The sequence below is a fragment of the Hydrophilobacter chitinilyticus genome, from assembly GCF_049860745.1.
Lineage (GTDB): Bacteria > Pseudomonadota > Gammaproteobacteria > Burkholderiales > Burkholderiaceae_C > Rhodoferax_B.
In genome coordinates, this window is the sequence record NZ_CP187561.1 from 146,310 (window position 1) to 160,288 (window position 13,979).

The window sequence follows — 13,979 nt, forward strand, 5'->3', positions numbered from 1 at the left end:
TGGTCGGCTGGTTGTCCGTGGCACAACTCATCACCTGGGGCGGTGTGTTCTACGCGTTCTCTGTGTTGTTGCAGCCCGTGGAGATGGAGCTGGGTCTTAGCCGTGCCGAATCGTCGTTAGCTTTCAGCTTGGGTCTTTTGGCGGAGGGCTTGTTCGCCTACCCTGTGGGCCGCTGGATCGACCGCGGACATGAGCGTGCTCTCATGACGGGGGGCTCGCTGGTGCTGGCGCTTGGCATGGGACTTCACAGCTTGGTCAACAGCCAGGCTGCGTTCTATGCGGTGTGGATGCTGTTGGGGGCCGCGCTTTCCGCCACGCTGTACAGCCCTGCGTTTGCCGTGGTGACGCGCCGGTTTCCGCAAGATTTTCGGCGCGCCATCATCACCCTGACGTTTTTGGGTGGTTTGGCAAGTACCGTATTTATTCCGCTGTGCGATTGGATGGTGCGTGTCTACGGCTGGCGCTGGGCGGTAGGGGCACTCGGTTTAGCGCAACTGTTGATTTGCGCGCCTATCCATTGGCGGGTTTTGCGTGCCGCGCCGGGGCACGCGGTGCCACGTTTGTCGACGGGGCACAGTCCGCTAGCGCCCCCACCTGAGCCGCTGGGCCCCCTGTTGCGTCACCCCGCATTTCTGTTGATCGGCGTGTTTGTCGTGCTCATGATGGGCGTGACCACGGCCATTCCAGCCCACATGGTGAGTTTGTTGCGCGAGGCAGGTTTGGGATCGGCCTGGGTGGTGGCCATTCCCGCCTCCATCGGATTGGTGCAAGTGGCCGGGCGCATGCTGCTGTACGTCTTTGAGCGCCGATTCGACGTCCATGTGGCCAACCGCATCATTCCCTGTTTGATTCCTCTGGGGCTGCTGGCGCTGATCGCTGGCTTGCACACGGGCACCAGTGCGGTGGCGGGCGGCCTCTTTGTGGTGCTGTTTGTGCTGCTTTACGGCATGGGCAACGGCATGATGACCATCGTCAAAGGCACGGCCATGGCGCAGTATGTGAGCCGTAACCATGTGGCGGCTTTGAACGGTGCCCTGGGCATGCCGTCTGCACTGGCGCGGGCTGCCGCGCCATTGCTGCTGGGCCTGTGGTGGAGCGAGTCCTGGGGCTACGCGCTGGGGCTGTGGGTGTTGCTGTCGGCGAGTGTGGCAGCGGTTATCGGTTTGTGGATGGCTCAGCGCCGAGCGATTCTGAGTTAGTCTCAACGGAGGGGGCCTGGGCCGCATCCGACAAACAGCGTGCACAGGCCGCAGCAAATAACAGCACGCCCGATGAAAAGTAGATCCACATCAGCATCACCACCAGCGAGCCTGCTGCACCATAAGCCGACACCGCCGCCGCGCCAGACAAATAGGCCGCCAGCCCATACTTGCCGGCACTGAACAAGGTCGAGCCCACGATGGAGCCGGCCAGCAGGTAGCGTAGTGAAGGCTTGGGGCCCGTGCTGATGCGCATCAGCGCCACAAACAAGGCAGCGCAAAACGAGAACGACAGCGCTTCGTTAAGCCCGCGCAGCAAGGGTGCCACCGGCAGAAACTGGCTGGCCCAAGTGCCCACCATGTTCAAAAAGGTCGTTAGCACCATCGACACCAGCAGCAAAAAGCCGAACGCCAGAATGTAGGCAATGCCGCGCAAACGCAGCGAGGCGGTGCGCCACCAGGCAGGTGGCGCCACCACAGGGTCGGTGCGGCCATGGCGCCAAATGCGCTCAAACGAGTTTTGTAGTTCGGCAAAGACGCCGGTGGCGCCCGACAACAACAACACAAACGCCACCACCGAGGCCACGAGTCCCTGCACGGGCTGTTTGGCGCTGGCCAGCGCCTGTTGCACCACTTCCGCGCCGCGTGCACCGATCAGATCCTGGATTTGCGTGATCAGGTTGTTCTCGATGATGGCCCGGTCTACCCACCAACCGACCAGCGCCACAATCACCACCAGCAGAGGGGCCAGGCTCAGAATGCCGTAGAACGACATGGCCGCGCTCATGCGCAGGCCGTCGGCGTCGAGCCACATGTTGACCGCGCGTTGCCCGGTGCCAAACAGAGATCGCCAATCCGCGTTGTAGGGAGGCTGTGCAGGCGTTTTCATGACTTCATCATAGCCACGCGATGGGCGCACTTGTGTCAGCGTGCGGCGCATTGTGCGCGGGCTTGGGGAATGCCATGCAGACGCAAAAAAGCGCCCATGGGGCGCTTATCAGGGCAACAGAAAAGGAATGCAGAGGTCAGGGCGTATGGCCAGAAGTTGAGCCGGTTGATGTGCTCGAATATGCATTGCCCGTGCTCGGTGGGCGCTCCTGTGTCCACATGTAGGCGAATGCACTTCCCGTGGTCAGCAGTGCTGCCAGTACGGTGGCAAACACGACCCAGGGCGATGTCTTTGGCGGGCGGGCTGAGGAATGGCTATTCGGTGGGGTCATCGTTTGGCTCTTCGGCGCGTTCATCTTGTCGGTGTTAACCCGGATTGGAGCGCCGAGGTTATGACAATTTGAAGACGCGTGCACCACTTTTGTAACAACTTTATAAAGCTCTAGGGGAAACCGTAGAAATTGCTAAAAATCTGTTACAGCTTTCGTCATAAAAGCGAGCAGTAATTGGCTTCCGGATGCTCGTATTGCATCCGAAACGCCCAAAAAAGCCTTGACCGACCACGGGAGATTCTTTCTGAGAAGGCCGAGCGATCAGGCCTTAATCTTTAAAAATCAAGGCCTTAACAGCCGCTTCACGCTGTAGATCGGGCTGCCTTCAGAGGTTGGGCGCGAGCAGACGTTGCAGCTCCTGAGCTGTCACACCGCGCCGTGTGGCGAGGTCCTGCACTTGGTCTTCACCGATCTTGCCCACGTTGAAATAGGCGCTGTCGGGGTGGCCCAGGTAAAAACCGCTCACACTTGCGGCTGGCATCATGGCCAGGCTCTCGGTCAGTGACATGCCAATTTCGTTGCATTGCAACAACGCAAAAAGATCTTGCTTCACGCTGTGGTCGGGGCAGGCCGGGTAGCCTGGTGCAGGGCGGATGCCACGGTACTTCTCGGCAATCATGTCCTCGTTGCTCAGCGCTTCTTGCGGCGCGTAGCCCCACAAGTCGGTGCGCACGCGGTGGTGCAGGCATTCGGCGAAGGCTTCGGCCAGGCGGTCGGCAATGGCTTTGAGCATGATGGAAGAGTAATCGTCCAGGTCGTCCTGAAAGGCTTTTTCCTTCTTCTCGGCGCCGATGCCAGCGGTGACGGCAAACACACCGGCGTAGTCGGCAATGCCGCTGTCTTTAGGGGCGACAAAGTCGGCCAGGCAACGGCTGGGGCGCATCACACCTTCTACCGCTTGCTTTTCGGTTTGTTGGCGCAGGCCGTGCCAGGTCATGGCGACTTCGGTGCGGCTCTCGTCGGTGTAGAAGGCAATGTCGTCATCACCCACGGTGTTGGCGGGGTACAGGCCGATCATGGCGTTGGCGGTGAGCCAGCGGCCTTCGATGGCGCGCTTGAGCATGCGTTGGCCGTCGCTGAACACGCGTACGGCCTCGGTGCCCACAATCTCGTCTTTCAAGATGGCCGGGAACGGGCCGGCCAAGTCCCAGGTCTGGAAGAACGGGCCCCAGTCGATGTACTTGGCCAGTTCGCTCAAATCAAAGTTCTTGAACACACGCCGGCCGATGAACTTCGGCGTGGTGGGCGTGAAAGCCGCCCAATCCACGCGTGTTTTGTTGTTGCGCGCCTTGGCCAGCGGCCACAGTGGCACCTGCTTTTTATTGGAGTGCTGCTCGCGCACCTTTTCGTAGTCGGCGTTCAGCTCGTTGATGTACTGCGCGGCCTGGTCGGACAGCAGGCTTTGCGCCACACCCACGCTGCGCGAGGCGTCGGGCACGTAGACCACGGGGCCTTCGTAGTGCGGCGCAATCTTCACGGCGGTGTGCACACGCGAGGTGGTGGCGCCGCCGATCAGCAGCGGAATCTTCTTGATGCGGAAGTGGTCGTCCTTCTGCATTTCGTCGGCCACGTATTGCATTTCTTCGAGCGACGGCGTGATCAGGCCCGACAGGCCGACGATGTCCGCGCCCTCGATCTTGGCGCGCGCCAGGATCTCGTGGCAGGGCACCATCACGCCCATGTTCACCACTTCAAAGTTGTTGCACTGGAGCACCACGGTGACAATGTTCTTGCCGATGTCGTGCACGTCGCCCTTCACGGTGGCGATGATGATCTTGCCCTTGGTGCGCACGTCGCGGCCGGCGGCTTCGTCCTGGCGCTTTTCTTCTTCAATATAGGGAATCAGGTGTGCCACGGCGGACTTCATCACGCGGGCTGACTTCACCACCTGCGGCAAGAACATCTTGCCCTGGCCAAACAGGTCGCCCACGATGTTCATGCCAGCCATCAGCGGGCCTTCGATCACGTGCAGCGGGCGGCCGCCCTTGGCCAGCACGGCTTGGTAGGCTTCTTCGGTGTCGGGCACGATGAACTCGGTGATGCCGTGCACCATGGCGTGGCTCAGGCGCTGCTCTACCGACACCGGGTTGTCTGGCGTGCCGCGCCAGTCGTATTTCTTGCTTTCGTCCTTGGCGCCGCTCTTGGCGCTTTCGGCCACTTCCACCAGGCGCTCGCCGGCGTCGGGGCGGCGGTTCAACACCACGTCTTCCACACGCTCGCGCAGCACCGGCTCAAGTTCGTCGTACACGCCCACCATGCCGGCATTGACGATGCCCATGTCCATGCCCGCTTTGATCGCGTGGTACAGGAACACGGTGTGGATGGCTTCGCGCACGGGGTCGTTGCCACGGAAGCTGAACGATACGTTCGACACCCCGCCCGACACCTTGGCGCCCGGCAGGTTTTGTTTGATCCAGCGCACGGCTTCAATGAAGTCGACCGCGTAGTTGTTGTGTTCTTCGATGCCGGTGGCCACGGCAAAAATGTTCGGGTCGAAGATGATGTCTTCAGGCGGGAAACCCACCTCGTCCACCAGCACGCGGTAGGCGCGTTCGCAAATTTCGATCTTGCGGGCGTAGGTGTCGGCTTGGCCCACCTCGTCAAACGCCATCACTACAGCTGCGGCACCATAACGACGCACCAGGCGGGCTTCGTGCTTGAACTTCTCTACGCCCTCTTTCATCGAGATGGAGTTGACGATGCCCTTGCCCTGGATGCAGCGCAGGCCGGCTTCGATCACGTCCCACTTCGAGCTGTCGACCATGATCGGCACACGTGCAATGTCGGGCTCGGAGGCGATCAGGTTCAGGAAGCGCACCATGGCGGCCTTGCTGTCGAGCATGGCCTCGTCCATGTTGATGTCGATCACCTGGGCGCCGTTTTCCACTTGCTGGCGCGCCACCGACAAGGCCTGGTCGAACTCGCCGTTCAAGATCATTCGGGCGAAAGCCTTGGAGCCGGTGACGTTGGTGCGCTCGCCAATGTTGACGAACAGCGTGCCCTCGCCAATGGAGACGGGCTCCAGGCCGGATAACTTCAATGGCGGGACTTGGGGGACGGAAATTTCAGACATACAACTCACCTGTGAGGAACAGCTTTTCAGGTGAGCGTCGTTTCTGTTCGGCAAGGCCGAATGTCCCAAGCCTGACGCTGCCAACCGACGAATGTCTGGGGGCTGCGCTGCAACGCTCCTTGGGGGAGGGGCGATTTTACAACCGGCCAAGTGCTGATTTCCCTATGTGGTTTATCCTGCCGGCTTCTGTTGTTTTCGTGCGCCCAGCCTTCATGCAGTCTTCAGCCCATCCCCTGGTTCATATCACCCCGCAAACCCACGGCGTCCTGCTCGAACTGGCCTATGCCACTGTGCACAACGTGGCCGGCCAAATCATCTACCACCGCGCTGAATGCCTGCTGCACCGTGATGCCGAAGTCTGCCTGCGCCAAGCCGTGGCCAACGCCGCAGCAGCCGGGTACCGCCTGAAGATTTTCGATGCCTACCGCCCGCAAGCGGCACAGCAGGTGTTGTGGGATACCGCGCCCGACAAGGCCTTTGTGGCCGACCCCTCCATCGGCTCCAACCACACACGCGGCACAGCCGTGGACTTGACCTTGGTCGATGCCCACGGCCAAGACGTCGACATGGGCACCGGCTTCGACGACATGACCGTCGCCTCGCACCATTTCAGTACGGCGGTGTCGCCCCAGGCGCAAGCGAATCGGCTGGTGTTGCTGCGTGTGATGGAAGACGCCGGCTTTCAACACCTGGCGCATGAATGGTGGCACTACGCGCTGCCCGCGCACCCGCGCTACAGCTTGATCGACAGCCGCTTGCTAGGTGACTTGAGCCCAGTGATGCATGCCGAGGGTGCTCTGACAAGCTAGGGTTAGCATGGTTCTTGCGTTGTCAACGGTCTGCCAAGCTACCCCGGTTCTCAGACTAACGTTTACAACAGAAGGAACAGATTCATGCGTGGTTCGTCTCCCTTGTTCACCCGGCGCGTGCTCGCCGCCGCCGCTGTTTCCACCTTGATCTTGACGGCCGGGTTGACCCCGGCGATGGCCGCCACGCCCAAAGATACGCTGGTGCTGGCCTTCGGCTTTGACGACATCATCACCATGGATCCGGCCGAGGCGTTTGAGCTCTCCGCTGGTGAAATCATTGGCAACGTCTACGACCGCCTGGTGCGGCTGGACACCAGCGATCCATCGAAAATTGTCGGCGACATCGCCGCGTCGTGGGCCATCTCGGCCGACGGCAAGACCTTCACCTTTGAACTCAAGCCCGGCCTGAAATTCGCCTCTGGCAACCCGCTTACCGCCGAAGACGTGGCCTACTCGCTGCAACGCGCGGTGCTGCTCGACAAGTCGCCCGCGTTCATCCTGGGTCAGTTTGGTTTCACCAAAGACAGCGTCAAAGACAAGATCAAGGCCACCGGCGCGCTGCAGGTCACGCTCGAGACCGACAAGGCCTATGCGCCGTCGTTTGTGCTCAACTGCCTGACGGCCAACGTTGGCTCCATCGTCGACAAAAAGCTCATCGCCAGCAAAGAAGTGAATGGCGACATGGGCTACGCCTGGCTCAAGACCAACTACGCTGGCTCCGGCCCCATGAAGCTGCGTGAATGGCGCGCCAACGAAGTCATCATGCTGGAGCGCAACGACAACTACTACGGCACCAAGTCGCCGCTGGCGCGCGTGTTGTACCGCCACAGCAAAGAGTCGGCCACGCAGCGCCTGATGCTGGAGAAGGGCGACGTGGACATCGCGCGCAACCTGTCGCCGCAAGACCTGGCCGCGCTGGCCGCCAACAAAGACATCAAAACCACCTCTGCCTCCAAAGGCACGGTGTACTACATCAGCCTGAACCAGAAAAACCCCAACCTGGCCAAGCCCGAAGTGCGTGAAGCGCTGAAGTGGCTGGTCGACTACTCGGCCATTGGCGACACCCTGATCAAGAACATTGGCGCGGTGAACCAGAACTTCATGGCGCAAGGCCTGCTGGGTGCCAGCAACGCCATGCCCTACAAGCTCGACGTTGACAAGGCCAAGGCGCTGCTGGTGAAGGCCGGCTTGCCCAATGGCTTCAAGGTGACCATCGACATGCGCACCATCCAGCCGGTGCAAGGCATTACCGAGTCTTTCCAGCAGACTGCCAAGCGCGCCGGCATTGACATTGAAATCATCCCGGGCGATGGCAAACAAGTGCTGACCAAGTACCGCGCCCGCACCCACGACATGTACATCGGCCAGTGGGGCGCCGACTACTGGGATCCGCACACCAACGCCACCTTCGTGCAAAACAGCGACAACAGCGACGACGCCAAGGCCAAACCGCTGGCCTGGCGCAACGCCTGGATCGTGCCCGAGTTGGACAAGGCCGCCAACGCCGCCGTGCTGGAGCGCGACACCGGCAAACGCAAGAAGCTGTATGAAGACATGCAGGCCGAGTTCCGCAAGACCAGCCCGTTCATCATGCTGTTCCAGCAGGTGGAAGTGGCCGGTGTGCGCAACAACGTGGAGGGCTTCAAGCTCGGCCCGACGTTTGACACGAACTACATGTTCAAGGTCACGAAGAACTAATCCGAACACTAACGCGAACGAACTGGTTTGAAAGCCGTTGACCGCAAGGCGGGTGGCCGCAGGCCTGCCCGTTTCTCGGGTTCTTCTCGTGCGTTGAAGAGTGTTGGCAGTTTCTTGCTGGTCATCGTGTTGACCTACCTGGGGCTGCTGGCCGTGACCTTCTTCATCGGCCGTGTCATGCCCATCGACCCGGTGCTGGCCATTGTGGGCGACCGCGCCTCCGGAGAGCTGGTGGCGCGCGTGCGCGAAGAAATGGGGTTCAACAAACCCCTGTGGCAGCAGTTCTATATCTACATAGTCAAGGCCTTGCAGGGCGACTTTGGCACCTCGGTGCTCACGTCCAACCCGGTGATGCAAGACATTCGCCGCGCCTTCCCGGCCACGCTGGAGCTGGCCACGCTGGGCATTTTGATTGGCGTGGTGTGTGGTGTGCCCATGGGCGTGTGGGCGGCGGTGCGCCAAGGCCGCTGGGTGGATCAGTTGGTGCGTGTGCTGGGCCTGGTGGGTTACTCGGTGCCGATCTTCTGGCTCGGCCTGATGGGGCTGGTGTTGTTCTACGCCAAGCTCGACTGGGTGGGCGGCCCGGGGCGGTTGGACGTGGTCTATGAATACACGCTGACCAATGTCTCCGGCCTGCTGCTGCTCGACGCGGCCATGGCGCGGCAGTGGGACGCGTTTGCCAACGTGCTCTCGCACCTGGTGCTGCCGGCCACGCTGCTGGGTTTCTTCTCCATGGCCTACATCAGCCGCATGACGCGCTCGTTCATGTTGCACGAGCTGGGCCAGGAATACGTGGTGGCCGCGCGCGCCAAAGGCTTGAGCGAGGCGCGCATCATCTGGCGCCACGCGCTGCGCAACGCCATGGTGCCGCTGGTCACGGTGATCACCTTGTCGTACGCCGGTTTGCTGGAAGGCTCGGTGCTCACCGAGACCGTGTTCGCCTGGCCGGGCCTGGGCCTGTACATCACCAACTCGCTACAAAACGCCGACATGAACGCGGTGCTGGGCGGCACGATTGTGGTGGGCTCGGTGTTCATCGGCCTGAACTTGCTGTCTGACCTGCTCTACAAAACGCTAGACCCGCGTACCCGCATCCGATGACTTCTACTTCGACTCGTAGGTCTGCTCGCTGGCACGTCCGTTTACATGGTTGGTTGATGAGCGACCAACCAGCCTCTCGCCGCCAAGCCGCTTGGGGCCGCGCTTATGGCGCCTGGCGTGTGTTCGCGCGCAACAAGCTGGCTATGGCCGGTTTGGTGATTGTGCTGGCGCTGATCTTGGTGGCCTTGTTTGCGCCGCTGCTGGCGCCGTATTCACCCACGGTGGGCGACCTGCGCACCACACGTTTGTTGCCTCCCTCGGGCCAGTTCTGGCTGGGCACCGACGACCAGGGCCGCGACCTGTTGTCGCGGCTGATCTACGGCTCGCGCATCACGCTGTTTGTGGTGGTGCTGGTGGCCGTGCTGGCCGCGCCCATTGGTTTGCTGGTGGGCACGGTGGCGGGTTACGCTGGTGGTTTGGTGGATGCAGCGCTGATGCGCATCACCGATATTTTCTTGGCGTTTCCGCGCCTCATTCTGGCGCTGGCCTTTGTGGCTGCACTGGGGCCGGGCATTGAAAACGCCGTCATCGCCATCGCGCTTACGGCTTGGCCGCCGTACGCGCGCATGGCCCGTGCCGAGACGCTGACCATCCGCCAAACCGACTTTATTGCCGCCGTGCGTTTGATTGGCGCCTCGCCCTGGCGCATCGTGCTGCACCACATCATGCCGCTGTGTTTGTCGTCGGTGATTGTGCGTGTCACGCTCGACATGGCGGGCATTATCCTCACTGCTGCCGGCCTTGGTTTTCTGGGCCTGGGCGCGCAGCCGCCGATGCCGGAGTGGGGCGCCATGATTGCCAACGGGCGGCAGTATGTGCTCGACCAATGGTGGGTGGCGGCGGCGCCTGGTGCGGCGATTTTCTTGGTCAGCCTGGCTTTCAATCTTGTGGGTGACGGCCTGCGCGATGCATTAGATCCAAAGGGTGTGAAATGACAGAGCCCGTTTTGGAAGTCGACGATCTCCGCGTCTCTTTCCCCAACCGCGAAGGCGGCCGCGTGGAAGTGGTGCGTGGTGTGTCGTTCACGCTGGGGCGCGAGCGCCTTGGCATAGTGGGCGAGTCGGGCTCGGGCAAGTCGCAAACCGGCCGGGCCATTTTGGGGTTGACGGCGCCGGGCGGCCAGGTCACGGCCAAGCGGCTGGCGTTCAACGGCATCGACCTGCTGAACTGCCCGCCCAAACAACGGCGCGCGCTGCGCGGCGGGCGCATTGCCATGGTGCTGCAAGACCCGAAGTTTTCGCTCAACCCGGTGATGACCATCGGCGCGCAAATTGTCGAAGCGCTGCAGGCGCACACCAAGGCATCGAACCGTGAAGCCAAGAAGGCCGCGCTGGAGGCCTTGGCCGCTGTGCAGATCGACCACCCCGAGCGGGTGTATCAGTTGTTCCCGCACGAGGTGTCGGGTGGCATGGGCCAGCGCGCCATGATCGCCATGATGCTCATCGCCAACCCCGATCTGCTGATTGCCGACGAGCCCACCTCGGCGCTCGACGTCACGGTGCAATTGCAGGTGCTGGCCATTCTGGACAAGCTGGTGGCCGAGCGCGGCATGGGGTTGATTTTTGTTTCGCACGACCTGCGGTTGGTCTCCACCTTTTGCGACCGCATTTTGGTGATGTACGCCGGCCGCGTGGTGGAAGAGTTGCCGGCCGGAGGGCTGGCGCAGGCGCAGCACCCGTACACGCTGGGCCTGTTGAACTGCCTGCCCAAACTCGGCGCAGACCAGCACCCGCTGCCCACACTCGACCGGAAACCGGAGTGGGCGCTATGACGACATCCACACCCTTCAACACGCAATCCGTCGGCCTAGCCGTGCAAAACCTGTGCGTCATTTTTGACGACTTCGTGGCCGTGGCCGACACCTCGTTCACCGTGCAGCCGGGCGAGAGTTTCGGCATCGTGGGTGAATCGGGCTCGGGCAAGTCGACCGTGCTGCGCGCCATCTGCGGCCTGGCCGCGCGTGAAGCCGGCACGGTGCAACTCATCAGCCGCGACGGCGCTGCACAACCCGCTCTCCCGTTACCTGGCAGCAAGGCCTTCCGCCGCCAGGTGCAGATGGTGTTTCAAGACCCCTATGGCTCGCTGCACCCGCGCCATACGGTGGATCGTTTGCTGGCCGAGCCGCTGGCCATCCACGGCATGGGCGACGAACAAGCGCGCATCGAGCGCGCGCTTGACGAAGTGGGCTTGGGCAAGGGCTTTCGTTTTCGATACCCGCACCAGCTTTCCGGCGGCCAACGCCAGCGCATCGCCATTGCGCGCGCGCTGATTCTGGAGCCGCAAATTTTGCTGCTGGACGAGCCCACTTCCGCGCTGGACGCCTCGGTGCAAGCCGAGGTGCTGAACCTGCTGGAAACGCTGCGTGCACGCCGTGGCCTGACCTTCATCATGGTCAGCCACGACCTGGCCGTGGTCACCCACTTGTGTGAACGGCTGATGGTGATGCAGCGTGGCCAAACCGTGGAGATGCTGGCCGCCGCTGACCTGGCCGCGCACCGCGTCAGCGAGTCCTACACTCGGCAGTTGATGGAGGCCTCGCGCGGTTTCCAGCGCAAGGAGACCATTGCATGACAACCACAACAAACGCCCCACCTATCCATTGGGAAGCCCACGCCTGCTTACCCCTGCACCCGCAAGCCAGCTTTGCGCCCATCGAACGCTTCCGCGCGGCGGGTGTGCACTACGTGTCGATCAACGTCGGCATGGACATGAACCCGGTCACGCAGGTGATGGCCGTGCTGGCCGGCTTTCGCGCCACCATCGCCGCCAACCCCCATGCCTATGTGCTGGCGCAAAGTGTGGCCGACATCGAGGCCGCTGCCGCCAGCGGGCGCATCGCCATCGGCTTTGACCTGGAAGGCGCCATGCCGCTGATGGAGCAGCCCGACATGGTGGCGCTGTACGCCGGCTTGGGTGTGCGGCAAATCCACTTTGCCTACAACCGCAACAACAGCGTGGCCGATGGTTGCCATGACGAGACGCGCGGCTTGACCCCACTCGGCGAGCAAATGGTGCAAGCGGTGAATGCCGCTGGCATGTTGATGGACTGTTCACACACCGGGCGGCGCTGCAGCCTGGACATCATGGCCGCGTCCAGCAAACCGGTGATCTTCAGCCACGCCAACCCGCTGACGCTGATCGAACACGGCCGCAACATCACCGACGAACAAATCCGCGCCTGCGCCGTCACCGGTGGTGTGGTGTGTGTGTCGGGTGTGTCGTTCTTCGTCGGCACGGCGCAGCCCACCGCGCAAGACGTGGCGCGCCACGCCGCCTACGTGGCCAACCTGGTGGGCGTGCAGCACACCGGCATTGGCTTGGACATCAGCTTCTCGCAGTCCGAACTCAATGACACACCGCCCGGCGACTACGACCCCACCTACTGGTGGCCCAAGTCGGCGGGTTACGACCGCGCCATCACGCGTGCCTATTACCCACCGCCAGAGGCTTGGCAAACGCTGGGCGCAGCGCTGCAGGCTGAAGGCATGACGGCGGATGAGGCCGAGCTGGTGCTGGGCGGCAACATGGCACGGGTGGCGCAGCAGGTGTGGCGTTGACCCAAAGGCTCATCGGAGGAGCCGTCCGTCGGCATTGACGTACTGTTACACCCGCTGCGCCATGGGCTTGCTTTGGGACTCTAGACTTCGGGGTTTCCGTTGCTAGAACCAGGAGGCATCCCATGCGTGCACGCGCTTTTTCTCTTTCCACCCGTTCGTCTTTGACATTGCGCCTTGGTGCGGCTGCAGCCATGGCATTGGTCGCCAGCCTGGCCCAAGCGCAAGACGTGCAAATCATCAAGATCGGCCACGCTGGCCCTACGTCGGGCGGCATTGCGCACATCGGCAAAGATACCGAAAACGGCGTGCGCATGGCGATTGACGAAATCAACGCGCAAAACCCCACCATTGGCGGCAAGCCCGTGCGTTATGAAATTGCCGCAGAAGACGACGGTGGCGACCCACGCCAAGCCACCGCCGTGGCGCAGAAGTTTTGCGACGCGGGTGTGGCCGGCCTGGTGGGCCATCTGCAGTCTGGCACCACCATTCCGGCAGCCAGCATCTACAACCGTTGTGGCCTGCCACACATCACCGTGGCCGCCACCAACCCGGACGTGACCAAGCCCGGCTACAAGACCACCTTCCGCTTGATTGCCAACGACAACGCCTTGGGTGCCGCCGTGGCGTTCTACGCGGCCGATGCGCTCAAGCTGAAAACCGTGGCCGTGATCGACGACCGCACGGCTTACGGCCAGGGCCTGGCGAATGTGTTCAAGGCCACGGCAGAGCAAAAAGGCATCAAGGTGGTGGCGCAAGAGTTCACCACCGACAAGGCGACCGACTTCCTGTCCATCCTGACCAGCATCAAGAGCAAAAAGCCCGATGCCATCTTCTACGGCGGCCTGGACGCCCAGGCCGGCCCCATGCTGCGCCAAATGGTGCAGTTGGGCATGGGCGATGTGAAGTTCTTTGGTGGCGATGCGCTGTGCACCGAAAAGTTGTCTGAGCTGGCGTCTAAATCGCCCAACGTGAGCCAAGTGACCTGTGCCACGGGTGGTGCGTCCATCCAGAAGATGCAGGGCGGTTCTGAGTGGAAGAAGCGCTACGACGCCAAGTTCCCCGGCCAATTCCAGGTCTACAGCCCCTATGCTTACGACGCCACCTTTGTGCTGGTCGATGCCATGAAGCGCGCCAACTCATCTGACCCCAAGGTCTACACGCCCTTCTTGGCCAAGACGCAATACAAGGGCGTGACGGCCAACATCGCCTTTACCGACAAGGGTGAACTCACACATCCGGCGGTCACGCTCTACACCTACAACAAAGAGGGTGTGCGCGTGCCGCTGAACTAAAAAGCATCAGGCATGAAAAAGCGGCTGGGG

Annotated in this window: 11 protein-coding genes and 1 riboswitch; of the genes, 9 read left to right on the plus strand and 2 right to left on the minus strand. The window is 62.0% G+C overall.

What is annotated here, in order from left to right:
- Positions 1 to 17 precede the first annotated feature (17 nt).
- Positions 18 to 1,199, plus strand: coding sequence for an MFS transporter (locus tag ACPWMG_RS00690; protein WP_483302746.1), 1,182 nt, complete (start codon positions 18 to 20; stop codon positions 1,197 to 1,199).
- Here the strand turns inward: ACPWMG_RS00690 and ACPWMG_RS00695 are convergent.
- The gene (locus ACPWMG_RS00695; protein ID WP_483302747.1) at positions 1,156 to 2,088 is read right to left on the minus strand and encodes a YihY/virulence factor BrkB family protein; all 933 of its coding nucleotides are present in this window, start codon (positions 2,086 to 2,088) and stop codon (positions 1,156 to 1,158) included. The two genes, ACPWMG_RS00690 and ACPWMG_RS00695, sit on opposite strands and share 44 nt — an antisense overlap.
- A 656-nt stretch (positions 2,089 to 2,744) precedes the next feature.
- Positions 2,745 to 5,492 (minus strand): methionine synthase, encoded by a 2,748-nt coding sequence (metH, locus tag ACPWMG_RS00700; protein ID WP_483302748.1) that lies wholly within the window; start codon positions 5,490 to 5,492, stop codon positions 2,745 to 2,747.
- Between the two features lie 25 nt (positions 5,493 to 5,517).
- A riboswitch (S-adenosyl-L-homocysteine riboswitch) is annotated at positions 5,518 to 5,619 on the minus strand.
- Positions 5,620 to 5,704: 85 nt separating this feature from the next.
- On the opposite strand from metH, the gene ddpX reads away from it, so the two are divergent.
- The 8 genes from ddpX to ACPWMG_RS00740 all read left to right on the plus strand — a co-directional run bounded on the left by ddpX (position 5,705) and on the right by ACPWMG_RS00740 (position 13,949).
- On the plus strand, positions 5,705 to 6,301 hold the full coding sequence (gene ddpX / locus ACPWMG_RS00705) for a D-alanyl-D-alanine dipeptidase (protein WP_483302749.1): 597 nt from the start codon (positions 5,705 to 5,707) through the stop codon (positions 6,299 to 6,301).
- 84 nt (positions 6,302 to 6,385) lie between these two features.
- On the plus strand, positions 6,386 to 7,999 hold the full coding sequence (locus ACPWMG_RS00710) for an ABC transporter substrate-binding protein (RefSeq protein ID WP_483302750.1): 1,614 nt from the start codon (positions 6,386 to 6,388) through the stop codon (positions 7,997 to 7,999).
- A gap of 27 nt (positions 8,000 to 8,026) precedes the next feature.
- Positions 8,027 to 9,100: an ABC transporter permease gene (locus tag ACPWMG_RS00715; protein WP_483302751.1), complete on the plus strand. Its 1,074-nt coding sequence runs from the start codon at positions 8,027 to 8,029 to the stop codon at positions 9,098 to 9,100.
- The gene (locus ACPWMG_RS00720) at positions 9,097 to 10,035 is read left to right on the plus strand and encodes an ABC transporter permease (protein ID WP_483302752.1); all 939 of its coding nucleotides are present in this window, start codon (positions 9,097 to 9,099) and stop codon (positions 10,033 to 10,035) included. The genes ACPWMG_RS00715 and ACPWMG_RS00720 overlap by 4 nt, the downstream gene beginning before the upstream one ends.
- Positions 10,032 to 10,871 carry an ABC transporter ATP-binding protein gene (locus ACPWMG_RS00725; protein ID WP_483302753.1) on the plus strand — a complete coding sequence of 280 codons (840 nt, stop codon included), beginning with the start codon at positions 10,032 to 10,034 and terminating at the stop codon, positions 10,869 to 10,871. Before ACPWMG_RS00720 ends, ACPWMG_RS00725 begins: the two co-directional genes overlap by 4 nt.
- The gene (locus ACPWMG_RS00730) at positions 10,868 to 11,671 is read left to right on the plus strand and encodes an ABC transporter ATP-binding protein (protein WP_483302754.1); all 804 of its coding nucleotides are present in this window, start codon (positions 10,868 to 10,870) and stop codon (positions 11,669 to 11,671) included. The genes ACPWMG_RS00725 and ACPWMG_RS00730 overlap by 4 nt, the downstream gene beginning before the upstream one ends.
- On the plus strand, positions 11,668 to 12,657 hold the full coding sequence (locus tag ACPWMG_RS00735; RefSeq protein ID WP_483302755.1) for a dipeptidase: 990 nt from the start codon (positions 11,668 to 11,670) through the stop codon (positions 12,655 to 12,657). The genes ACPWMG_RS00730 and ACPWMG_RS00735 overlap by 4 nt, the downstream gene beginning before the upstream one ends.
- Before the next feature lie 122 nt (positions 12,658 to 12,779).
- Positions 12,780 to 13,949: a branched-chain amino acid ABC transporter substrate-binding protein gene (locus tag ACPWMG_RS00740; RefSeq protein ID WP_483302756.1), complete on the plus strand. Its 1,170-nt coding sequence runs from the start codon at positions 12,780 to 12,782 to the stop codon at positions 13,947 to 13,949.
- Positions 13,950 to 13,979: the final 30 nt, after the last annotated feature.